Below are 21,136 nucleotides of genomic sequence, written 5' to 3'. Positions count from 1 at the left end.
AGTCATGAAGAAGATCGGGTTCCTGAACTTCGGCCACTGGACCGACTCGCCGCAGTCCGCGGTGCGGTCGGCGTCCGACACGCTGCTGCAGTCGATCGACCTCGCGGTCGCCGCCGAGGAGCTCGGTGCGGACGGGGCGTACTTCCGGGTGCACCACTTCGCGCGCCAGCTCGCCTCGCCGTTCCCGCTGCTCGCCGCGGTCGGGGCTCGCACCAGCCGGATCGAGATCGGCACCGGCGTGATCGACATGCGCTACGAGAACCCGCTCTACATGGCCGAGGACGCCGGGTCGGCCGACCTCATCGCCGGCGGCCGGCTGCACCTCGGCATCAGCCGGGGATCACCGGAGCAGGTGATCGAGGGGTGGCGCTACTTCGGCTACGCCCCCGCCGCGGGCGAGGACCAGGCCGACATGGCCCGGCGCCACACCGAGGTGCTCCTGCAGGTGCTGGAGGGGGAGGGGTTCGCCCAGCCCAACCCGCGCCCGATGTTCCCCAACCCGCCCGGCCTGCTGCGCATCGAGCCGCACTCCGAGGGCCTCCGCGACCGCATCTGGTGGGGTGCCGCCTCCGACGCCACCGCCCGGTGGGCGGCCGAGAAGGGCATGCACCTGATGAGCTCCACGCTCAAGGCCGACGAGACGGGCGAGCCCTTCCACGTGCAGCAGCGCAAGCAGATCGAGGTCTTCCGCGAGGCGTGGCGCGAGGCCGGCCACGAGGGCGAGCCGCGCGTGTCGGTGAGCCGGTCGATCATGCCGATCACCACCGACCTCGACCGGATGTACTTCGGCCACGAGGGGTCGAGCTCCGACCAGTTCGGCCAGATCGAGGCCAACCTGCGCGCGGTCTTCGGCAAGACGTACGCCGCCGAGCCCGACGTGCTGGTCAAGGAGCTCGCCGAGGACGAGGCGGTCGCCGCCGCGGACACCCTGCTGCTCACGGTGCCCAACCAGCTCGGCGTGGACTACAACGCCCACGTCCTCGAGACGGTGCTCACCGACGTGGCGCCCGACCTCGGCTGGCGCTGACCCGCACACCCCACACCCACACGTACTCACCTGACAGGCAAGGAACCTTCCATGGCGTTCATCGCAGTGCTCGGCGGCACCGGCTACACAGGCGCGGCGGTCGCCGCCGAGGCCCGCAGGCGCGGGCACGACGTGACGGCAGCGAGCCGCTCGGCGCCGTCGTCCCCGGTCGACGGAGTGACGTACGTCGAGGGGTCGGTGCTCGACCCCGACGTCCTGGACCGGGCCCTGGCCGATGCCGACGTCGTGCTCGTGGGGCTCTCGCCCCGTGGTGACATGGCCGGCAAGGTCGAGGGCGTGGTGCAGGAGCTCGTTGCACGCCTGGCCGGGACGTCGACGCGCCTTGGCTACGTCGGTGGCGCGTCCTCCCTTCTCGCGGAGGAGGGCGGACCGCGCCTGTGGGACGTGACCGAGGACCAGGTCCCCGACGAGGTGAAGCCCGAGATCCGGACCGGCCTCGACGTCCTCGCGCTCCTCGAGGCGAGCCCGGAGTCGCTCGACTGGTTCTACGTCAGCCCGCCCGTGGACTACGGGTCGTGGCTGGGCACCCCGTCGAAGGGCGAGTACGTCCTCGGCGGTGACGTGCTGCTCCGCGACGCCGACGGCGCGTCGACGATCTCGGCCGACGACCTCGCGCTCGCGATCCTCGACGAGATCGAGTCGCCGGCCCACCACCGCGCCCGGTTCACCGCCATCAGCTGATCGGCCCGCCGGCCGGACTCACGGGGCGGCCGCCCGCAGCTTCTCCAGCAGCGGGCCGGCCGCCTCGCTGAGGAACAGGTCCTGTCCCTCGTCGCCGACCTGCACGAGGGCGACGTCGGTGAAGCCCGCCTCCCAGTAGGCCGAGACGGCCTCGACGACCTTGTCGAGGTCGGGGCCGCACGGGATGGACTCGGCGACGTCCTCGGGCCGGACGAAGGTCGTGGCGCCGGAGAAGCCGGCAGGGGTGGGCAGGTCGGCGTTGACCGACCAGCCGCCGGCGAACCAGCGGAACTGCTCGTGCGCCCGCTCGATCGCGGCGTCCTCGTCGGGGTCCCAGCAGATGGGGATCTGGCCGATCGCCCGGGCGTCCGTGCCGATCCGCGGCGCGCCGTCGACGCCGTTCCATGACTCGACGATCTCGCCCTTCGGCTCGGTCGCCACGAGGTGGTCGGCCAGCGGGGCGAACCGCTCGATCGCGCGGTCGCCGCCGACGGCCACGCCGATGTCGACGCCCTGCTCGGGGAGGTCCCAGATGCGGGCGGAATCGACCTGGAAGAAGTCGCCCCGGTGGTCGACGAGGTCGCCGGTGTGCAGCGCGCGGATCACCTCGATGGCCTCGGCGAGCATGTCCTGGCGCTCGGCGATCGCGGGCCAGCCCTCGCCGACGACGTGCTCGTTGAGGTTCTCCCCGCTGCCCAGGCCGAGGGTGAAGCGACCCTCGGCGAGGATCTGCAGGGTCGCGGCCTTCTGCGCCACGACGGCGGGGTGGTAGCGCAGGGTCGGGCACGTCACGTAGGTCATCAGGCCCACCCGCTCGGTCGCGTGTGCCACGGCGCCCAGCGTCGTCCAGGCGTAGGGCGCGTGTCCCTGCTCGGTCAGCCAGGGTGAGTAGTGGTCGCTCATCACCTCGAAGTCGAAGCCGGCCTGCTCGGCCGCGACGGCGTACGACACCAGCTCCCGCGGGCCGCTCTGCTCGGTCATCAGGGTGTATCCGAAGCGCGTCATGCTGCGACCGTAGCCAGCGGTCCGGGCCCGCCCACCACCCGTCGAGGTGAGGTGTGCTTGGGCCGCGTGCTTGTGTGGACGACGACGCACTGACGACGAGCGAGGAGCACCGCATGAGTGGCAAGGACGACGACGGGGGCCAGGTCTCCGAGATGGTGCCGGACGCCCCTGAGGAGATCAGCTCGGGCGACTCCGTGGCCGGCCAGCCCGACCCGCATCCCGGTGAGGTCGACGAAGGCACGCAGGGACCGAACGCGATCCCGGACGACCCGACCGGTGAGCACCCGCACAAGCCCTGACCTGCGGTAGAACCGTGGCATGAGCAAGCGCAGCGAGCGAATCGAACGGCACAGCGCACAAGGTGCCTCATGCGCGCACGGAGCGAAGCGAGTACGTGCATGAGCAAACCAGTGATCGTCGTGGTGGGTGCCGGGCCCGGCGTGAGCGGGTCGGTTGCGCGCCGCTTCGCCGACGAGGGCCACGACGTGGCGCTCCTCGGCCAGGACCAGCAGGTGCTGGACCAGCTCACCACCGACCTCGGGGCCCGCGGCGCCGCGGTGGGCCATGCGTGCCTCGACGTCACCGACGAGGAGGCCGCGCGCGACGCCGTACGCCGCTTCGGCGAGCACACCGGACGCATCGACGTGCTGCACTTCAACCCGAGCGCCTTCCGCGAGAAGGACCCGCTGTCCCTCACGGTCGCCGAGCTGCTCGCGGACGTCGCGCTCGGGGTGGGTGCCCTGCTCACCACCGTGCAGGCCGCCCGCCCGTTCATGTCCGCCGGTGCGCGGATCAGCGTCACCGGCAGCATGGCGGCCGACCAGCCGTGGGAGCGTGCGGCGTCGCTGGGCGTGCAGAAGGCCGGCGTGCGCAACCTCGTGCACAGCCTCGACAAGACCCTGGCCCCCGACGGCATCCGCGCCGTGTCGGTCACGGTGCGCGGGTCGCTGGCGCGCCAGGGCGCGTTCACCCCCGACCGGGTCGCCGACGCGATCTGGGACGCGGTGAGGACCCCGGAGGACGAGTGGCGCAGCGAGGTTCCCTACGACGGCTAGGGTCGATCACGTGCAGGAGAGCCGCGTGAGCCGTCGTCCGACCGAGCGACTCGCTGCGCTGGCGTCGGTGGCCGTCCTGCTCGTCGGCGCCGCGGCGTGCGGCGCGGAGGAGCCCGTCGAGACTGTCGGCTCGGCCGCCACGTCGGCGGCCGACACCGCGGAACCGATCCCGGCGGCGGACGCGCTCGCCCGGGTGGCTGACGGGGCCGAGGTGATCGACGTACGCACCCCCGAGGAGTTCGACGCCGGACACCTCGACGGGGCGGTCAACATCGACTACCAGGCCGACGACTTCGCCGACCGGGTCGAGGAGCTGCCGCGCGAGGCGTCCTACGTCGTCTACTGCGCCTCGGGCCGGCGCGCGACGGGCGCGGTCGAGCAGATGCGCGACCTCGGCTTCACCGACGTCGTCAACGGCGGAGGCTACGCCGACCTCGCCGGCTGATCCGCCCGGCGGGTCAGCGCTTGCGACCCCAGACTAGGTAGGCGATCGGACCGACCGGCTGCACCGCCAGGGCCGGGACCCAGAGCATCTTGGGCCCGCGCACGAGCGCCGCGGGGCGCTGCTTGAGGTCCTTGACGCACCAGGCGGTGACGACGACCTCCACGACGCCGGCCACGGCGACGACCTTCTTCTGCGTGGGCGTCATCTCGCCCCAGGACTTCTGTGCCATGACCGCAACCTACCCGGCAGCAGCGGTGCGATCACGCGCCGCCGAACCCGTTGAGCAGCAGCCAGAAGACGACCACGCCGGCGAAGGCGGCGAGCAGCCCCCACCACGCCCCCGTCATCGCGCGGCGCTCGGTCGGCGCGCCCTCGCCGGCCAGCCCGGGGAGCGCGACGGTGACCGCCGCGCCGACCGCGGCCATCGCGAGCAGCTGCACCGGGACGATCCAGTTCTCCGTGCCCGGGTCGTCGAGGACGTACGCCACCGCCGGCAGGCTGAGCACCCCGAGGACCAGGAGGACGAGGATCCCGACGACGCGCTGTGCTGACCGGCTCACGGTCGACAACCTAGCGCCCGCCTGAGCGGTGCGTCAGCGGCATTCCCGCACACCCGGATGCCCCTCAGGCACCGCTCGGCACCGCTCGGAGGGCGCGACCGGGCGTCAGCCCTCCTTGGCCACGAGGGTCAGCACGTCGTAGGTCGCGACCGGCTCGTCGTCCTGGTTGGTGACCAGCGCGTCCCAGCGGACCTCGCCGTAGTCGGCCGAGGAGCGCGGGGTGATCTGCTTGACGGTGAGCGTCACGCGGATCGAGTCGTCGGCCTTGACCGGCGTCAGGAAGCGCAGGTTGTCGACGCCGAAGTTGGCCAGCACCGGGCCCGGGGCGGGGTCGACGAAGAGTCCCGCGGCCATCGACACGATGAGGTAGCCGTGGGCGACGATGCCGCCGAAGAGCGGGTTCTGCGCCGCCGCCTCGGGGTCGGTGTGGGCGTAGAACGTGTCGCCGGTGAACTCGGAGAAGTGGTCGATGTCCGCGCGCGAGATGACCCGCGGCTCGGAGGCGATCGTGTCGCCGACCTGCAGCGTCGCCAGGGAGTGGCGGAACGGGTGCTCGGACGTCTCGTGGCGCTGCGAGCCGCGTGTCCACCGGCCGGTGATGGCGGTGAGCATGTCGGGGGAGGCCTGGATCGCGGAGCGCTGCATGTGGTGGAGCACGCCGCGTACGCCGCCCAGCTCCTCGCCGCCGCCGGCGCGACCCGGACCGCCGTGGACCAGCATCGGCAGGGGAGACCCGTGGCCGGTGCTCTCCGGCGCGTCGTCGCGGTCGAGCACGAGGATGCGGCCGTGCCACGGTGCGAGGCCGAGCACGAGGGTGCGGGCGACCTCGGGGTCGTGGGTGACGACGGATCCGGCGAGCGAGCCCTTGCCGCGCGCGGCCAGGGCCACCGCCTCGTCGAGCGAGTCGTAGGACATCACGGTCGAGACCGGGCCGAAGGGCTCGACGTCGTGCGGCTCCACCGCGCCGGCGCGGGCGCGGAGCAGGACGGGCGCCATGAACGCGCCGCGCTCGCCGTCGCCGGCGAACCCGGTGGTCGCGGCCGGGTCGCCGAGGACGACGTCGGACGAGGCGCGCAGGGCCTCGACGGCCTTGCGGACCTCCTCACGCTGGCCGAGCGAGGCGAGGGGCCCCATCCGCACCGACTCGTCGTCGGGGTTGCCCACCGTGATGCCCGCGAGCCTCGCCGCGATCGCGTCGGTCATCTCGTCGGCGACGGCGGCCGGGACGATGACGCGGCGGATGGCCGTGCACTTCTGGCCGGCCTTGGCGGTCATCTCGGTGACGACGCCCTTGACGAAGAGGTCCCACTCGGGGTCCGACGACGTGATGTCGGGACCGAGGACGGAGCAGTTGAGCGAGTCGGCCTCGACCTGCAGGCTGACGCCGCCGTGCAGCACCGACGGGTGCTGGCGCAGGATCCCGGCGGTGTGGGCCGAGCCGGTGAAGGCCACCGAGTCCTGCACGCCCAGGTGGTCGAGCAGGTCGCCCGCGGAGCCGGCGAGCAGCTGCAGCGAGCCCTCGGGGAGGATGCCCGACTCGACGATGCGGCGTACGACGAGCTCGGTGAGGTAGGCCGTCTGGCTGGCCGGCTTCACGATCGTCGGGAGCCCCGCGATGAAGGCCGGGGCGAGCTTCTCGAGCATGCCCCACACGGGGAAGTTGAAGGCGTTGATCTGCACCGCGACACCGGGCCGCGAGGTGTAGACGTGCTGGCCGAGGAAGACGCCGGTGCGACCGAGCTGCTCGAGGTCGCCGTCGCAGACCACGGTGTCGTTGGGCAGCTCGCGGCGACCCTTGGAGGAGAAGCTGAACATCGTGCCGAAGCCGCCGTCGATGTCGATCATCGAGTCGCGTCGCGTGGCACCGGTGGCGAGCGAGAGCTCGTAGAACTCGTCCTTGAGCCCGGTGAGGTGCGTGGCGAGGTCCTTGAGGAGCAGCGCGCGCTCGTGGAAGGTCAGCTCGCGGATCGCGGGGCCGCCGACCGTGCGGGCGTGGTGGGCCATCGCGCCGAGGTCGAGGCCGGCGCTGGAGATCCGCGCGACCTCCTCGCCGGTGGCCGCGTCGAGGAGCGGGTGGCCCTCGGCGGAGGCGGCGTACCAGCGTCCGGCGGCGTAGCTCTCGAGCAGACGGGTCACGAGCTCTCCCTCGACGGCGGTGGGGGCGGCGGTGTTTGCGCGCCCGGGGTGACGGGTGACACACTAATAGCAGACCGATCGGTCAGTAAATCGGTCGACACCAGTGGTCGCAGACCCACGTCGGAGGACGCATGACACTCACGCAGACGCCACCCGCCCCCGACCTCGAGGCCGGCTTCGAGGCGACGATCGCGCGCAACGAGCGGATCGAGCCGCGCGACTGGATGCCGGAGGGCTATCGCAAGACCCTCGTGCGCCAGATCGCCCAGCACGCCCACAGCGAGATCATCGGCATGCAGCCCGAGGGCAGCTGGATCACCCGCGCCCCCAGCCTGCGACGCAAGGCGATCCTGCTCGCCAAGGTGCAGGACGAGGCCGGTCACGGGCTCTACCTCTACTCCGCGGCCGAGACCCTCGGCGTCTCCCGCCTCGAGCTCACCGAGCTGCTGATCGCGGGCAAGCAGAAGTACTCCTCGATCTTCAACTACCCGACGCTGTCCTACGCCGACGTCGGGACGATCGGCTGGCTCGTGGACGGCGCCGCCATCTGCAACCAGGTGCCGCTGTGCCGCACCTCCTACGGGCCCTACGGCCGCGCCATGATCCGCGTCTGCAAGGAGGAGTCCTTCCACCAGCGCCAGGGCTACGAGCTGCTCGCGACGATGATGCGCGGCACCGACGAGCAGCGCGCGATGGTGCAGGAGTCGGTCGACCGCTTCTGGTGGCCCGCGCTGATGATGTTCGGCCCGCCCGACGACGCCTCGCCCAACACCGCCCAGTCGATGGCGTGGGGCATCAAGCGGCACACCAACGACGAGCTGCGCCAGAAGTTCGTCGACATGTCCGTGCCGCAGGCCGAGGCGCTCGGCGTCACGCTGCCCGACCCCGATCTGAAGTGGAACGACGAGCGCGGTCACCACGACTTCGGCCAGCCCGACTGGGAGGAGTTCATGCAGGGCGTGAAGGGCAACGGCCCCTGCAACGCCCAGCGGATGGCCCACCGCCGTCGCGCCCACGAGGAGGGCGCCTGGGTGCGCGAGGCCGCGACGGCCTACGCCGCCAAGCAGAGGAGCGTCACCGCATGACCGACCAGCCGACCGGCGGCGAGCTGTCCGCCGAGGGCGGGCACGGCGCCGTCCCGCTGCAGGGAGTCCCGACGGGGGAGGGTGTGCCCGCCCCCGAGCCGGAGTGGCCGCTCTACGAGGTCTTCGTGCGCGGCAAGCGCGGGCTCAACCACGTGCACGTCGGCTCGCTCCACGCGGCCGACGACCGGATGGCCCTGCTCCACGCACGCGACGTCTACACCCGCCGCAACGAGGGCGTCAGCATCTGGGTGGTGCGCGCCGACGCCATCACCGCGTCGAGCCCCGACGAGAAGGACCCGATGTTCGCCCCGAGCGGCGACAAGGTCTACCGCCACCCGACCTTCTACGACATCCCCGACAACGTCCCTCACATGTGATGTCACCCCACGACGTTCTTCTTCCCCCGCTGCGCTCCTCCAGGACAACGCCGCGGGGACCCCGACTCCTCAGAAGGTCGAGCGAACAAGGCTGATGAACGAGCACATCCACACCACTCCCGAGGACGAGCACGACAGCGCCTACTCCGGCCTCCTCGTCAACGACGCGCACTGGGCCTTCGGCACCGACTTCGAGGACCCCCTCGCTGGGGTCGACACGTCCATCCCCGACGGCGTCGACGCGCCCGTGCTGGCGGCGTACGCCCTGATGCTGGGCGACGACGCGCTCGTGATGTCGCACCGGATCTCGGAGTGGACCAGCAACGCGCCCGACCTCGAGGACGACATCGCGCTGTCCAACATCGCGCTCGACCTGCTCGGCCAGGCGCGGCTGCTGCTCGCCCGCGCGGCGAAGGCCGACGCGTCGGTCGTCCCGGCGCTGCCCGAGGGCTCGCCGGCGCCGCCGGAGGACGCGCTCGCTTTCTTCCGTGACGCCCACGACTTCCGAAACGTGCGCCTCGCCGAGCTCGTCAACGGCGACTTCGCCGAGGCGGTCGTGCGGGTGCTGCTGTTCTCGGTGTGGCGGCTGGCGACGTTCGAGCGGCTGCGCTCGAGCCGCGACCACGTGCTGGCCGCCGTCGCGGCCAAGGGCGTGAAGGAGCTGGCCTACCACCGCGACTACTCGGCGCGGTGGTTCGTCACGCTCGCGCAGGGCACCGACGAGTCGCGCCGCCGGCTGGTGGCCGCGCTCGACGCGCTGTGGCCGCTGTGGCCCGAGCTCTTCGACACCCACGCGGTCGAGGCCGCCGCGGCCGGAGCCGGCGTCGGCGTCGACCCGGCCTCGGTGCGCGAGGCCGCCGAGGGCGTGCTCGACCAGGTGCTCGCGGCGGCCGACGTGCCGCGCCCCGAGGCGCCCCGCCGGGCCGGGGTGCTGGGCCGCACGGGCCGTGACGGGATGCACGGCGAGCCGTTGAGCCTGATGCTGGCCGAGATGCAGTCCGTGGCCCGCGCCCACCCGATGGGCCAGTGGTGAGTGGAGTGAGGCTGATGAGTCGTACGACGGAGCGCGCGCGTCGCGTGGCCGAGCGCGTCACCGACCCCGAGCTCCCCATGCTCACGCTGGCCGACCTCGGCGTGCTCCGCGACGTCGACGTGGTCGGCGACTCCCACGTCGTCGTCGACATCACCCCGACCTACTCCGGCTGCCCGGCGATGGCGGCGATGCGCGACGACCTGGTGCGCGAGCTGCAGGGCGCCGGCTTCGACCGCGTCGAGGTGCGCGTCAGCCTCGACCCGGCGTGGACGACCGACTGGATCACGCCCGAGGGCCGCGCCGCACTGGCCGCGGCCGGGATCTCCCCGCCCGGCCCGGCGCCGTCGACCTCCGGGCCGATCCCGCTCACCCTCCTGCCCACCGCCCGCCAGGTCCGCTGCCCGCAGTGCGACTCGCCCGCCACCGAGCTGGTCTCGGAGTTCGGCTCGACGGCCTGCAAGGCGCAGTACCGCTGCACCGCCTGCCTCGAGCCGTTCGACCACGTGAAGGAGATCTGAGACGTGGCCGCCAGCCCCACCTTCCACCGGCTCACGGTGCGCGACGTCGAGCCGCTGACCGACGACTCGGCCGCGGTGACCTTCGACGTGCCCGACGACCTGCGCGAGCTGTTCGCCTTCGAGCCCGGGGAGTCGCTGACCCTGCGCCGGGTCGTCGACGGCGTCGAGCACCGCCGCTCCTACTCCATCTGCGCGCCGGCCGGTGCCGCGCCGCGCATCGGGGTGCGCGAGATCCCCGGCGGGATGTTCTCGTCGTGGCTGATCCACGAGGTCGGCCCGGGGGAGCCCGTCGAGGTCGCGCCGCCGACCGGCAGCTTCCGTGCCGACCCGGCCAGCCCGGGGCGGCACGTGTGCATCGCCGCCGGCTCCGGCATCACGCCGATGATCTCGATCGCGGCGTCCGTGCTCGCCAACCCGGCCAGCACCGTCACGATGCTCTACGGCAACCGCGAGACCACCTCGGTGATGTTCGCCGAGGAGCTGAGCGACCTCAAGAACCTCCACGGCCCCCGCTTCGACCTCGTGCACGTGCTCTCCCGCGAGCCACGCGACGTCGAGCTCTTCTCCGGGCGCCTCGACGCCGAGCGCCTCCGCCGCCTGCTGCCGCTGAAGGTGCACCTGCCCTCGGTCGACCACGTCTGGCTCTGCGGTCCGCACGGCCTCATCGAGGACGCGCGCACCGTGCTCGCCGAGCTCGGCGTGCCGAAGGAGAAGGTGCACTTCGAGCTCTTCTACGTCGACGAGCCGCCGCCGGAGCTGCGCCACGCCGACCGGGTCGTCGAGGGGGTCACCAGCGACGTCACGGTCGTGCTCGACGGACGTACGACGACCGCGCCGGTGCCGCGCGACGCGACGGTGCTCGACTCCGCCCAGGCCGTGCGCAGCGACCTGCCCTTCGCCTGCAAGGGAGGCGTGTGCGGCACCTGCCGCGCGAAGGTGGTCGCGGGCGAGGTCGAGATGGTGCGCAACTACGCCCTCGAGCCCGAGGAGGTCGAGCAGCAGTTCGTGCTGACCTGCCAGACCTACCCCGTCAGCGACGCCGTCACCGTCGACTTCGATGCCTGACCCGCAGCAGCAGGCGCAGGGTGCCGCCCGCCGGATGTGGGACGACGACGCGGCGAGCGCGATGCTCGGCATGGAGGTGCTGCACGTCGGTCCCGGCGAGGCCCGCGTCTCGATGGTCGTCCGCGACGACATGGTCAACGGCCACGACCTGTGCCACGGCGGCCTGATCGCCAGCCTGGCCGACTCGGCCTTCGCGCTCGCGTGCAACTCGCACGGGCCGGTGACGGTCGCCGCGGGCTTCTCGGTCGACTTCCTCGAGCCGGCCCGGCTCGGTCAGGTGCTCGAGGCGAGCGCCCGCGAGGTCGTCCTGCGGGGCCGGTCAGGCCTCTACGACGTCACGGTGCGGGCCGGTGACACCGTGGTCGCGGAGTTCAGGGGCAGGAGCCGCTCGCTCCGCTGATCCGACGTCTCACAGGACCTTCGCCACTCCCGGCACCTTGTCGATCAGCAGCCAGGCGGCGCCGAAGGAGGCCGTCACGGCGCCGACGGCGACGAGGACCGCGACAGGCACCGGGCGCAGCGCCACGGCCAGCCCCAGCAGGAACACGGCCTGGAGCATGAAGGCGCCGTAGGCGCTGCGACCGAGCTGGTCGCCCCAGGGCAGGTGCACCTCCAGGCGGCGGCGGGCGAGGTCGAGCAGCCACACGGGGCCGAAGACGACGAGGACCGCCTCGATGCAGGCGAAGGCGGCGGCGTACGGGCTCCACCCGCCGAGCATGTCGTCGACGACGTCCCTCGACCCGGTGACGTAGAGCAGCGCGGTCATCGCGACGACCCCGGCCCAGGTGAGCAGTCGGCTCAGGCGCACCAGATGGGGCGGCACCTCGTGCACCCAGTCGTGCCGTGCCGCCGGGATGCCCAGCACGAAGACGGCGATGCAGGCCGGCCACTGCCACAGGTTGAGGTCGGTGAACCCGGCCTCGCCGCCATAGGGGTAGGCCAGCCGGATCGCGAACGACAGCGGCGCGACGACGACGGCGCTCACGACCAGCGTCCGGACCGTGGGGGCGGGCAGCCGTCGACGCTCGGCGCCGCGCAGCCGCCGCGCGGCGTACGCGAGCGAGTAGAGCAGCAGCACGCCGACGAACCAGAGCGGCCCGGTGTCGATCTGCTTCTCGGCGCCGAGGTACTCCTGCCAGAAGGTGCCCGTCGCGCCGCCGAACGGGTGCTCGACCGCGTAGACCAGCACCGCCCGATCAGGACGACCTTGAGGTTGTCGAGGTAGAGCAGGCGGGCGGTCCGCATCCCTCATGCTGGTGCGACGTCGCACCGGGACGGCAGGGCCCGAAGGCCCGTGCGGCCGTGCCGGAGGCCCCTTGGCGCGACGGTGCCGGAGCCCTAGCGTCGGAGCAGGTCGACGAGCGTCGGAGGGTGGGTCGTGAAGGTCTCGCGGTTGGTGTCGCCCCTGCTGGCGCTGGTCCTCGCTCCGGCCCTGATCGCCGCGCCGAGCGGCGGGACCGCGCCCGCGACGTCCGTCACCGCGCCGACGACGCCGGTCCTGGTCGCTGTGCGGGCGGCCCACCGCGACGGTGCCGACCGCGTGGTGTTCGAGTTCCGGGGCGGGCTGCCGCAGACGCGGCAGGTCGGCTACGTCGACCGGCTGTACGCCGACGGGTCCGGTCGCCGCGTGCACGTCGCCGGGCAGGCGCTGCTGCGGGTGCGGTTCGAGCGCGCCCAGGCCCACACCGACGACGGGGCGTCGACCGCGGCACCGCGCCGCGTCGCCTTCCGCCTGCCCAACGTGATGACCGCCGTCCGCTCCGGTGACTTCGAGGCGGTGACGACGTACGGGCTCGGGCTGGCGAGGCGGACGCCCGTGCGGGTCACGACCCTGCAGGCGCCGCCCCGGGTGGTCGTCGAGGTCGGCGCCCGCTTCGCCACCGTGCAGCGCAAGGTGTGGTTCTTCCACCGCGACAGGTTCGTCGACAACCGGGAGCCGTTCTTCGTCGCCGTGCGGCGCCCGGTCGTGCCGGGCACGCCGGCCACCGGCCTGATGGACCGGATCTTCGCCGGCCCGCTGCCGGGGGAGCGGGCACGAGGTCTGCGGCTGCTGCGCTCCGGCGCCACGGGCTACGACGACCTCACGGTCTCCGACGGCGTGGCCGACCTGCGGCTCACCGGCCGGTGCGGCAGCGGGGGTGCGACGGTGAGCATCGCGGGCGAGGTGCTGCCCACGCTGAAGCAGCTGCCGACCGTCGACCGCGTCGTGCTGCGCGACGCGGCTGGGGGCACGCTGGACCCCGACGGGCCCGGCGACTCCACCCCGGCGTGCCTCGAGCCCTGAGCCGGCGTCAGGCGCGGTGGCGCACGAGGCCGTCGAAGGCGAGCGAGGTGACCGTGTCGGCGAGCGCGGCGCCGTCGCTGCCGTCGCGCAGCCACTCGGTCATCGAGTTGACCATCCCGAAGACCAGTCGGCTGGCGAGGAGCGGGTCGACGTCGGCGCGGATCGCGCCCGTGTCGGCGGCCTCGCGCACCATCTCCGCGAGCCGGTGGTCGATCTCGCGCCGACGCGCCAGGGCGTGCTGCTCGGCCGGCGTGTTGCCGCGCACGCGCAGCAGCAGGGTGACGGCCGGCAGGTGCTCGGCGAGCACGACCACGCTGCTGCGCACGGCGGCCCGCAGCCGCTCCTCCGGGGTGCGGGACGCGTCGGCCTGCACGGTGTCGAGCGCGGCCGCGAGCTCGTCGAGCGCCTCGTCCAGGGCGCGCTCGAGCAGGTGCTCCTTGCTCGGCACGTGGTGGTAGATCGCGGACTTCGTCAGCCCCAGCTCGCGAGCCAGGTCGCCCATGCTGGTGGCGTCGTAGCCTTGCCGGTTGAAGAGCTCGATCGCGACGCGCAGCACGCTCTGCTGGTCGTGGCCGGGCCGGCCCCGTCGTACGGGCTCTGACATGGATGAACGTTCTCACGACCCACCACGCGCGACCGGAGGACCACACCGTGCTCGACCTGACTCCCCAGCCCGGCGACCTCGAGCCGATCGAGACCGCACCGGTCGAGGAGCTGCGCGCGCTGCAGCTCGAGCGGCTCCAGTGGTCGGTGCGCCACGCCTACGACCACGTCGCGCACTACCGCCGGGCCCTCGACGAGGCCGGCGTCGGCCCGGACGGCGTACGGTCGCTGGAGGACCTGGCGCGGCTGCCCTTCACCACCAAGGCGACGCTGCGCGACAACTACCCGTTCGGCATGTTCGCGGTGCCCCGCGAGGACGTCGTACGCCTCCACGCCTCGAGCGGCACCACCGGCAAGCCGACCGTGGTGGGCTACACCCGCGACGACCTCGACATGTGGGCCGACGTCGTGGCGCGGTCGATCCGGGCCGCGGGTGGGCGGCGGGGGATGGTGCTGCACAACGCCTACGGCTACGGGCTCTTCACCGGCGGGCTGGGCGCGCACGCCGGCGCCGAGCGCCTTGGCTGCACGGTCGTGCCCGTGTCCGGGGGCATGACCCAGCGCCAGGTCCAGCTGATCCTCGACTTCGAGCCCGACGTCATCATGGTCACCCCGTCCTACATGCTCTCGATCCTCGACGAGCTCGAGGCGCAGGGCGTCGACCCGCGCTCGACGTCGCTCAAGGTCGGCATCTTCGGCGCGGAGCCGTGGACCAACGACATGCGTCGCGAGATGGAGGAGCGCACCGACATGCACGCGGTGGACATCTACGGGCTGTCCGAGGTGATCGGCCCCGGGGTGGCGAGCGAGTGCGTGGAGACCAAGGACGGCCTGCACGTCTGGGAGGACCACTTCTACCCCGAGGTCATCGACCCGGTGACCGGCGAGGTGCTGCCTGACGGCGAGGAGGGCGAGCTGGTCCTCACGACGCTGACGAAGCAGGCGATGCCCGTGCTCCGCTACCGCACCCGTGACCTGACCCGGCTGCTGCCCGGGACCGCGCGGAGCATGCGGCGGATGGAGAAGATCACCGGTCGCACCGACGACATGATCATCCTGCGTGGGGTCAACCTGTTCCCGACGCAGATCGAGGAGATCGTGCTCGGCATCCCGGCCCTGTCGCCGCACTTCCAGTGCCACCTCGACCGCACCGGCCACCTCGACACCCTGACGGTCCGCGTCGAGCGGCGCGACGCCACCACCGACGCCGAGGCCGACGCCGCGCAGGCCGAGCTCGCGCACCGGATCAAGGCGTCCATCGGCGTGAGCGTCGGGGTCGACGTCGTCGACGTGGCCTCCATCGAGCGGTCGGTGGGCAAGATGCGCCGGATCGTCGACCACCGCGCGGCACGCTGACGCGCGGTTGGTTACCGGCAACCGGCCGGCGGGGGCTACAGTGGTGGCAGCGTTCCAGACGCCGTGCCGCTGTGATCACCCCCGATCCGCCGGACACCGCGCACCTGGCGCCCGCTCCACACCTCCACGCCGTGGCGTGCAGGCAGAGCCGCACGGGCTCGCCTGTCCCACGACGCGTACCCGAGTCCGGGAGGACACCTTGGCCCAGCGCCAGCGTCAACGCGGCAACCGCCGCACCCCTGCGCACGCCCGCCACAAGGACAACGAGGGCATCGTCCCCGTCCTGGCGCGAGCCGTGCGCGAGCTCGAGTCGGCGGTGCAGCGCGGTCCGCTCGCTCCCGGCCAGCGGGTGCGCTTCCAGGTCGTCGCGTTGCTGGTCCGCGAGCACCGCACCGACGTACGCGCCTCGGCCGAGCTCACCGACGCCCAGAAGGCCGACGAGCTCAAGCGCCTCGACGGCATCGCGACGATCCTCGCCAAGACCGCCACCCGCGACCCCTCCCTCTTCGGGCTCCTCTCCGAGGAGTCCGTCGTCACCGACAGCGCCCGCGACCTGCGCCTGGAGATGCTGCGCAAGGCCGGCGTGGAGGTCGCCCCGGAGGAGCCGAAGCCCGACGACGAGGCCGGCCCCGGTCTCGGCGAGCGCCGGGTGGTGCCGCAGTCGGTCCTCCAGCACCAGCTGGCCAACCCGTTCCTCAAGCCCGACTTCGGCATCGGCCACGAGCGTCGCTCGGTCCACGGCCGGCTGTCCTCCTGGGAGCTGCTCGGCCCGCTCTTCCGCTCCTTCGAGCTCGGCGGCGCCTCCTCCTGCATGGACCTGCCCGAGGCCACCTCCCTCAAGGCGCCGGGCAAGCTCGAGCTGATGCCCCACCAGGCGCGCATGATCGCCGCGGCCGCCGAGGGCCACCGCACCTTCCTGCTGGCCGACGAGCCCGGCCTCGGCAAGACCGCGCAGGCGCTGCTCGCGGCGCAGGCCGCCGACGCCTACCCGCTGCTCGTGGTGTGCCCCAACGTCGTCAAGACCAACTGGGCCCGCGAGACCGAGCGCTGGACGCCGCGCCGCCGCGCCACCGTCATCCACGGTGACGGCGACCAGGTCGACGCCTTCGCCGACGTGATCATCGTCAACTACGAGATCCTCGACCGGCACGTCGGCTGGCTCGGCTCGTTCGGCTTCCGCGGGATGGTCGTCGACGAGGCCCACTTCATCAAGAACAAGACCTCGCAGCGCTCGCGCCACGTGCTCGAGCTCTCCGAGCAGCTCCGCGCCCGGACCGCCCGCCCGCTGCTGATGGCACTGACCGGCACGCCGCTGATCAACGACATCGAGGACTTCCGCGCGATCTGGCAGTTCCTGGGCTGGGTCGACGACACCAAGCCGCTGGCGCGGCTGATGGAGTCGCTGGAGGAGACCGACCTGACCCCCGCGGACCACGCGTTCTACCCCGCGGCCCGCAAGGCGGTCATCGACATGGGCATCGTGCGGCGCCGCAAGGTCGACGTCGCCGAGGACATCCCGGCCCGCCGCATCGCCGACATCCCCGTCGAGCTCGACGACGAGGACACCCGCTCGATCCGGGCGGCCGAGGAGGACCTCGCCCGGCGGCTGGTGCAGCGCTACAAGGCCGCGCTCGAGACCCGTCGTACGGGCTCGGTCGTCGACGGCATCGACCACGAGCTCGTCCGTCGCGTCGCGACGTGGGAGCGCGAGGAGATGGACCAGGGCACGGGCGGCGAGAACGTCTTCTCGATGTTCCGCCGCATCGGCCGCGCCAAGGCCGGCCTGGCCGCCGACTACGCCGCCCAGCTGGCGCGCAACGTCGGCAAGGTCGTCTTCTTCGCCCGCCACGTCGACGTCATGGACATCGCCGAGGAGACCTTCACCCGCCGCGGACTCAAGCACACCTCGATCCGCGGCGACCAGACCCCCCGCGCCCGCGAGCGCGCCATCGAGGCCTTCGTCAACGACCCCGACGTGCAGGTCATCGTCTGCTCGCTGGCCGCCGCCGGCGTCGGCGTCAACCTGCAGGTGGCCTCCAACGTGGTGCTCTCCGAGCTGTCGTGGACCGACGCCGAGCAGACCCAGGCGATCGACCGCGTCCACCGCATCGGCCAGAGCGACCCGGTCACCGCGTGGCGCATCATCGCCGCGCAGACGATCGACACCCGGATAGCCGAGCTGATCGACTCCAAGGCCGGCCTCGCCGCCCGGGCGCTCGACGGCTCCGACGCGGAGGTCGGGTCCTCGGCCAACATCCAGACCGAGGCCCTGGTCGCGCTGCTCACCGACGCGCTGGAGCGCGAGCTCGGCTGATGGGTCGGTCGCCCCTTGTCCACGGCGGTCCGCTCCGGTAGGCCTTGAGGCATGAGCGAGGACCGCGAGACCTACCTGGACATGTCCGTCGACGACGAGGACCAGCTGCAGCCCGGCGACACGCTGGACGACGGCGACCTCGAGGACGTGCTGGACCGTGGCTACTCGCCGCCCGACCGCGCGCCGAAGGGCTACGACGACTACCCGACGGAGGCCGAGCGGCTCCGGGGCGAGTCGCTCGACGAGAAGCTCGCCGAGGAGGAGCCCGACATCGACCCCTACGCCGAGGACGACCGCGACGACGACCGCGAGGACGAGAACGCCCTCGACGAGCAGCTCGGTCTCGACGAGGCCGACGCGCGCACCGGCCGCCTCGTGGCCCCCGACGAGGGGCTCGGGCAGGACGTCGACAAGCAGGAGGTCGCCCACGACGTCGGCATCGACGGTGCCGGCGCCTCCGCCGAGGAGGCAGCGATGCACATCACCCGCGAGCCGGAGCCCGAGCCCTGGGACGGCGACGACTACTGAGCGGCGACACCGTCGCGTTCCGGCTGTGGCCGCCCGTCGCGATCGGCGCACCGCTGCTGGCCGGGCTCCTGGCCACGGCGTGGTGGGGTGATCCCGTCGAGCTGGGCGGCTGGCGGGTGCACATGGGCTGGGCGCTGCTGGCCGCCTTCGCCGTCTGGAACGGGTGGTCGCTCTGGCTCTTCCGGCGCCACCGGACCGGGCTGCTGCCGGGAGGGGCGACGACCTCGCTGATCGAGGAGGGCCCCTACCGGCTCTCGCGCAACCCGCTCTACGTCGGCCTCCTCGCGCTCCACCTCGGGATCGCGCTGCTGGTGCCGAGCCTCTGGGCGGTGGTGACGCTGCCGGTCTCGTGGCTGCTCGTGTGGTGGGGTGCCGTCCGCCCGGAGGAGCGGTTCCTGCGCGAGCGGCTGGGGGAGCCGTACGTCGCCTATACGCACCGGGTGCGCCGCTGGCTCTGAGGACGTGGGCCCTTCGGCCCTGCAGTCCCGGGCCCGGTCGCGCGAGACTCGGGGGACGGCTGCTCCCGTGCGGGTCCGTCGGCGAGCCTGAGCTGCTGTCACTCAAGGAGGTCGACGTGAGCGAGCTTCTCCCCCTGCTGCGGCCGGATGGACGGTTCGATGTCTCGGGACGTCTCGATGACTGACCCGTCCGTACGCCGGGGACGACCGCGTGCGGCCGCCCTTCCGACCGCGGGGGAGGACACGTCGGCCACTGCGTCGCAGACGGCTGTCGCGGCCGCGTGGTCAGCGGCCGCGCTGCTCACGGTGGTTGCCGCCTTCCACGCCGCCGTCGCCGCCGGGGCCCCGTGGGGCGACGTCACCCAAGGGGGCGGCACGAGCGGCACGCTCGACGCCTCGGGTCGAGTCGTGGCCGGGGGGTCGTGCGTGCTCACCCTCGTGGTGGCGCTCGCGGTCCTCGGCCGGGCCGGCAGGGGCCCGCTGGCACGGAGGGGCCGCACCACGACCGTGCTGGCCTGGGTGGCGACCGTCTACGCCGCGGTGGGCGTCGTGCTCAACCTCGTCACCCGCAGCTCGTCGGAGCGGACGCTCTGGGCGCCGGTCTCCGCGCTGCTCCTGCTGCTCGTGATCGTGGTGATGGCGCAGACCCGGCCCCGCGGCACGCCGCGGACGGGGTGACTGGCCGCCACCGGGGCCCGGGCCGCCGCAGCCGGAGGAAGTGCCGCTTGTGCCCGAACCGGAACAGGTGCGATGCGCAGCCCGCGTCGGCTCACGGGCGCTACCGGGCGCGGACGGTTCCACGGCCCGGGCTGGTCACGACGGGCGCCATGCTCGCCGTGGTCGCCGACGGCGCGGTGCGGGGCCAGGTCCAGGCGCAGCGCAGGATGAGGACGAGAAGGATGACCTCCAGCACGACGCCGAGGCCGTAGAAGTACGTCCACGACTCGCCCACGACGTTGAACGCCGCGTAGGGAATCTGGATCGAGGCCACGACGAGGTTGGTGATGCGGTTCGCCCGGGCGGGCAGCGTCACCGACAGCACGACCATGAAGATCGGGATCGCCATGAGCGCGAGGAAGGTGGTCAGCAGCGTCTGGCTGACCTCGAACTCCCAGACCTTGCCGGCGAGGATCCCGTCGACCACGCCGGGCTTGAAGAAGGCGATGATGTCGACGTAGGCGTAGAGGAACATGACGCCCGTCCATGCCGCGGCCAGCTTCGCCCCCACCGGGATCGGACGGTCATCGAGCATGGCGGCGGGTCGTGGTGCGGTCATCGTGGGCTCCGTTGTCGTGGTGAGGATCGGTGGGACCACGATCGTCGAGCCCGCCGACGAACACACCGGCCCAGGAGCCGGACCACCTGGCCGATCGCACGGTTCTTCTCGTCCTTTCGGTCGATCCGCCGTGCCGAGCCGCCCGGAGCCGTCCAGCCCGCTCAGGTGCGGTAGGGCTTGTCCTCGTGCCGGGGGTCGAGCCTTGGATAGCCCGCCTTCGGCGCGACGCCTTCGGGCTGCGGCTCCTCGCCGCCAGGGGACTGCTCGGGTGGGGCGTCGTCCGGGGCGTCAACCCGGGACGTGTCGCGGAGGCCGTCGGTGCCCACCTGGCCGCGGCCCGTGTGGCCGACGCGCTCGCTGCTCGAGCCCATGCCGCCGGCGGCCGTCTCGGGGCCGGACGAGTTCGGCGTCGACTCGCGCTCGACGGATGCAGGTGTGGGTGTGGGTGTCGTGTCGTCCGGGCTGCTCATGGGCTCGTCCCCTCGCTCGTGAATGGCTGCCCTCCCGTTCCCAGGTGGGCGCACACGATGCACCCGTTCGCTCGGTCCGTCGGACGGGCCCCTCAGCTCATCCGGCGCAGCAGCCCCGCCGGCACGCGCTTGACGACGAAGCCCAGGGGCACCCAGGGCCAGGCCGGGACGATGGCCGACTTCTTCTCCTTCTCGATGGCCTCGACCATCGCGCGCACGCCCTTCTCGGTGGAGGCCATCAGCGGCGTCCTGGCCGAGGTGCCGGACATCTCGGAGACGATGTAGCCGGGGTAGAGCACGGTGACCTTGATCGGCGTGCCGTGCACGTCGGCGCGGAAGCCCTCGGCGAGGTGGGCGACCGCGGCCTTGGTGGCGGCGTACGTCGTGATGTTCTTGGGCATCCCGCGCAGCGCGGAGAACGACGAGACCATCACGAGGTGCCCCGCACCCTGGGCGCGGAAGATCGTGGCCGCCGCCTCGGTCTGGGCGAGCGCCCCGATGACGTTGGTCTCCGCGGTCTCGCGGTTGGCGTCGAAGCGCCCGGTGCCGAGCGGCTGGCCCTTGCCGAGGCCGGCGTTGACGACGACGCGGTCGATCCCGCCGAGCTCGTCGCGGAACTCCTCGAAGACCCGGAAGACGGCGTCGTGGTCGGTGACGTCGAGCGCCTTGACCACCACACGGCGCCCGGGGTGGGCGGTGGTGATCTCGGTGGCGAGCTCGGCGAGGCGGTCCGTACGACGTGCGCACAGCGCGAGGTCGTGGCCGCGCGCGGCGAGCTGGCGGGCCATCTCGGCGCCGAGCCCGCTGCTGGCGCCGGTGATGAGGGTCGTCGGCATGGG

Annotated in this window: 26 protein-coding genes; 17 read left to right on the top strand and 9 right to left on the bottom strand. The window is 72.7% G+C overall.

From position 1 onward, the window contains the following. Positions 1-4: 4 nt before the first annotated feature. Together NCI01_RS10415 and NCI01_RS10410 are read left to right on the top strand one after the other, a co-directional pair. Positions 5-1,027, top strand: a complete 1,023-nt coding sequence (locus tag NCI01_RS10415) for an LLM class flavin-dependent oxidoreductase (RefSeq protein WP_254181415.1) — start codon at positions 5-7, stop codon at positions 1,025-1,027. A gap of 51 nt (positions 1,028-1,078) precedes the next feature. Further along, positions 1,079-1,729, top strand: coding sequence for an NAD(P)-dependent oxidoreductase (locus tag NCI01_RS10410; protein ID WP_254181414.1), 651 nt, complete (start codon positions 1,079-1,081; stop codon positions 1,727-1,729). An 18-nt stretch (positions 1,730-1,747) separates the two neighbouring features. On the opposite strand, the gene NCI01_RS10405 is transcribed toward NCI01_RS10410, so the two are convergent. Then, entirely contained in the window at positions 1,748-2,734 is a 987-nt protein-coding gene (locus NCI01_RS10405) for an LLM class F420-dependent oxidoreductase (RefSeq protein ID WP_254181413.1), read from the bottom strand. 113 nt (positions 2,735-2,847) lie between these two features. Here NCI01_RS10405 and NCI01_RS10400 point away from each other — a divergent pair, with 113 nt between their 5' ends. From NCI01_RS10400 to NCI01_RS10390, 3 genes are all read left to right on the top strand, one after another. Continuing rightward, positions 2,848-3,033, top strand: a complete 186-nt coding sequence (locus tag NCI01_RS10400) for a hypothetical protein (RefSeq protein WP_254181412.1) — start codon at positions 2,848-2,850, stop codon at positions 3,031-3,033. 99 nt (positions 3,034-3,132) lie between these two features. Next, complete coding sequence (locus NCI01_RS10395; protein ID WP_254181411.1) at positions 3,133-3,789, top strand: SDR family oxidoreductase; 657 nt, start codon at positions 3,133-3,135, stop codon at positions 3,787-3,789. Positions 3,790-3,814: 25 nt separating this feature from the next. Then, positions 3,815-4,234, top strand: a complete 420-nt coding sequence (locus tag NCI01_RS10390) for a rhodanese-like domain-containing protein (protein ID WP_254181410.1) — start codon at positions 3,815-3,817, stop codon at positions 4,232-4,234. Between the two features lie 13 nt (positions 4,235-4,247). Here the strand turns inward: NCI01_RS10390 and NCI01_RS10385 are convergent, their stop codons facing one another. The 3 genes from NCI01_RS10385 to paaZ all read right to left on the bottom strand — a co-directional run bounded on the left by NCI01_RS10385 (position 4,248) and on the right by paaZ (position 6,930). Next, entirely contained in the window at positions 4,248-4,463 is a 216-nt protein-coding gene (locus tag NCI01_RS10385) for a PLDc N-terminal domain-containing protein (protein WP_254181409.1), read from the bottom strand. A gap of 31 nt (positions 4,464-4,494) precedes the next feature. After that, complete coding sequence (locus tag NCI01_RS10380; protein ID WP_254181408.1) at positions 4,495-4,794, bottom strand: hypothetical protein; 300 nt, start codon at positions 4,792-4,794, stop codon at positions 4,495-4,497. A gap of 105 nt (positions 4,795-4,899) precedes the next feature. Beyond that, positions 4,900-6,930, bottom strand: coding sequence for a phenylacetic acid degradation bifunctional protein PaaZ (gene paaZ / locus NCI01_RS10375; protein ID WP_254181407.1), 2,031 nt, complete (start codon positions 6,928-6,930; stop codon positions 4,900-4,902). A 131-nt stretch (positions 6,931-7,061) separates the two neighbouring features. On the opposite strand from paaZ, the gene paaA reads away from it, so the two are divergent. From paaA to paaI, 6 genes are all read left to right on the top strand, one after another. Continuing rightward, entirely contained in the window at positions 7,062-8,015 is a 954-nt protein-coding gene (gene paaA / locus NCI01_RS10370; RefSeq protein WP_254181406.1) for a 1,2-phenylacetyl-CoA epoxidase subunit PaaA, read from the top strand. Beyond that, positions 8,012-8,392, top strand: coding sequence for a 1,2-phenylacetyl-CoA epoxidase subunit PaaB (gene paaB / locus NCI01_RS10365; protein WP_443689965.1), 381 nt, complete (start codon positions 8,012-8,014; stop codon positions 8,390-8,392). The genes paaA and paaB overlap by 4 nt, the downstream gene beginning before the upstream one ends. 94 nt (positions 8,393-8,486) lie before the next feature. Further along, entirely contained in the window at positions 8,487-9,425 is a 939-nt protein-coding gene (paaC, locus tag NCI01_RS10360; RefSeq protein ID WP_254181405.1) for a 1,2-phenylacetyl-CoA epoxidase subunit PaaC, read from the top strand. A gap of 14 nt (positions 9,426-9,439) precedes the next feature. Continuing rightward, a complete protein-coding gene (paaD, locus tag NCI01_RS10355; protein WP_254181404.1) occupies positions 9,440-9,943 on the top strand; it encodes a 1,2-phenylacetyl-CoA epoxidase subunit PaaD in 504 nt (167 codons plus the stop codon). A gap of 3 nt (positions 9,944-9,946) precedes the next feature. Beyond that, on the top strand, positions 9,947-11,008 hold the full coding sequence (gene paaE, locus NCI01_RS10350; protein ID WP_254181403.1) for a 1,2-phenylacetyl-CoA epoxidase subunit PaaE: 1,062 nt from the start codon (positions 9,947-9,949) through the stop codon (positions 11,006-11,008). Next, positions 11,001-11,408 carry a hydroxyphenylacetyl-CoA thioesterase PaaI gene (gene paaI / locus NCI01_RS10345; protein WP_254181402.1) on the top strand — a complete coding sequence of 136 codons (408 nt, stop codon included), beginning with the start codon at positions 11,001-11,003 and terminating at the stop codon, positions 11,406-11,408. The genes paaE and paaI overlap by 8 nt, the downstream gene beginning before the upstream one ends. A gap of 9 nt (positions 11,409-11,417) precedes the next feature. Here the strand turns inward: paaI and NCI01_RS10340 are convergent, their stop codons facing one another. Further along, the gene (locus tag NCI01_RS10340) at positions 11,418-12,197 is read right to left on the bottom strand and encodes an acyltransferase family protein (RefSeq protein WP_254181401.1); all 780 of its coding nucleotides are present in this window, start codon (positions 12,195-12,197) and stop codon (positions 11,418-11,420) included. Positions 12,198-12,386: 189 nt separating this feature from the next. Here NCI01_RS10340 and NCI01_RS10335 point away from each other — a divergent pair, with 189 nt between their 5' ends. After that, complete coding sequence (locus NCI01_RS10335; RefSeq protein WP_254181400.1) at positions 12,387-13,292, top strand: AMIN-like domain-containing (lipo)protein; 906 nt, start codon at positions 12,387-12,389, stop codon at positions 13,290-13,292. Positions 13,293-13,299: 7 nt separating this feature from the next. Here NCI01_RS10335 and NCI01_RS10330 read toward each other — a convergent pair whose 3' ends face one another. After that, on the bottom strand, positions 13,300-13,896 hold the full coding sequence (locus tag NCI01_RS10330; protein WP_254181399.1) for a TetR/AcrR family transcriptional regulator: 597 nt from the start codon (positions 13,894-13,896) through the stop codon (positions 13,300-13,302). 2 nt (positions 13,897-13,898) lie between these two features. Between NCI01_RS10330 and paaK the strand changes: the two genes are divergently transcribed. The 5 genes from paaK (at position 13,899) to NCI01_RS10305 (ending at position 19,229) form a co-directional block, all read left to right on the top strand. Next, complete coding sequence (gene paaK, locus NCI01_RS10325) at positions 13,899-15,251, top strand: phenylacetate--CoA ligase PaaK (protein ID WP_254181398.1); 1,353 nt, start codon at positions 13,899-13,901, stop codon at positions 15,249-15,251. A 199-nt stretch (positions 15,252-15,450) separates the two neighbouring features. Further along, complete coding sequence (locus NCI01_RS10320) at positions 15,451-17,565, top strand: DEAD/DEAH box helicase (protein ID WP_254181397.1); 2,115 nt, start codon at positions 15,451-15,453, stop codon at positions 17,563-17,565. Positions 17,566-17,616: 51 nt separating this feature from the next. Next, positions 17,617-18,093: a DUF5709 domain-containing protein gene (locus tag NCI01_RS10315; RefSeq protein WP_254181396.1), complete on the top strand. Its 477-nt coding sequence runs from the start codon at positions 17,617-17,619 to the stop codon at positions 18,091-18,093. 122 nt (positions 18,094-18,215) lie between these two features. Then, the gene (locus tag NCI01_RS10310; RefSeq protein ID WP_254181395.1) at positions 18,216-18,551 is read left to right on the top strand and encodes a methyltransferase family protein; all 336 of its coding nucleotides are present in this window, start codon (positions 18,216-18,218) and stop codon (positions 18,549-18,551) included. Positions 18,552-18,728: 177 nt separating this feature from the next. Then, the gene (locus NCI01_RS10305) at positions 18,729-19,229 is read left to right on the top strand and encodes a hypothetical protein (protein ID WP_254181394.1); all 501 of its coding nucleotides are present in this window, start codon (positions 18,729-18,731) and stop codon (positions 19,227-19,229) included. Positions 19,230-19,329: 100 nt separating this feature from the next. Here the strand turns inward: NCI01_RS10305 and NCI01_RS10300 are convergent, their stop codons facing one another. The 3 genes from NCI01_RS10300 to NCI01_RS10290 all read right to left on the bottom strand — a co-directional run bounded on the left by NCI01_RS10300 (position 19,330) and on the right by NCI01_RS10290 (position 21,133). Then, positions 19,330-19,827 (bottom strand): DUF6326 family protein, encoded by a 498-nt coding sequence (locus tag NCI01_RS10300; protein ID WP_254181393.1) that lies wholly within the window; start codon positions 19,825-19,827, stop codon positions 19,330-19,332. A gap of 161 nt (positions 19,828-19,988) precedes the next feature. After that, positions 19,989-20,297: a hypothetical protein gene (locus NCI01_RS10295; protein ID WP_254181392.1), complete on the bottom strand. Its 309-nt coding sequence runs from the start codon at positions 20,295-20,297 to the stop codon at positions 19,989-19,991. A gap of 92 nt (positions 20,298-20,389) precedes the next feature. Then, positions 20,390-21,133, bottom strand: a complete 744-nt coding sequence (locus NCI01_RS10290) for an SDR family oxidoreductase (RefSeq protein WP_254181391.1) — start codon at positions 21,131-21,133, stop codon at positions 20,390-20,392. Between the last annotated feature and the right edge of the window lie 3 nt (positions 21,134-21,136).

The sequence above is a fragment of the Nocardioides pinisoli genome, from assembly GCF_024199985.1.
GTDB classification, from domain to species: domain Bacteria; phylum Actinomycetota; class Actinomycetes; order Propionibacteriales; family Nocardioidaceae; genus Nocardioides; species Nocardioides pinisoli.
The sequence above is the reverse complement of the archived record's forward strand: the minus strand, read 5'-3'. Positions and strand labels throughout refer to the sequence as shown.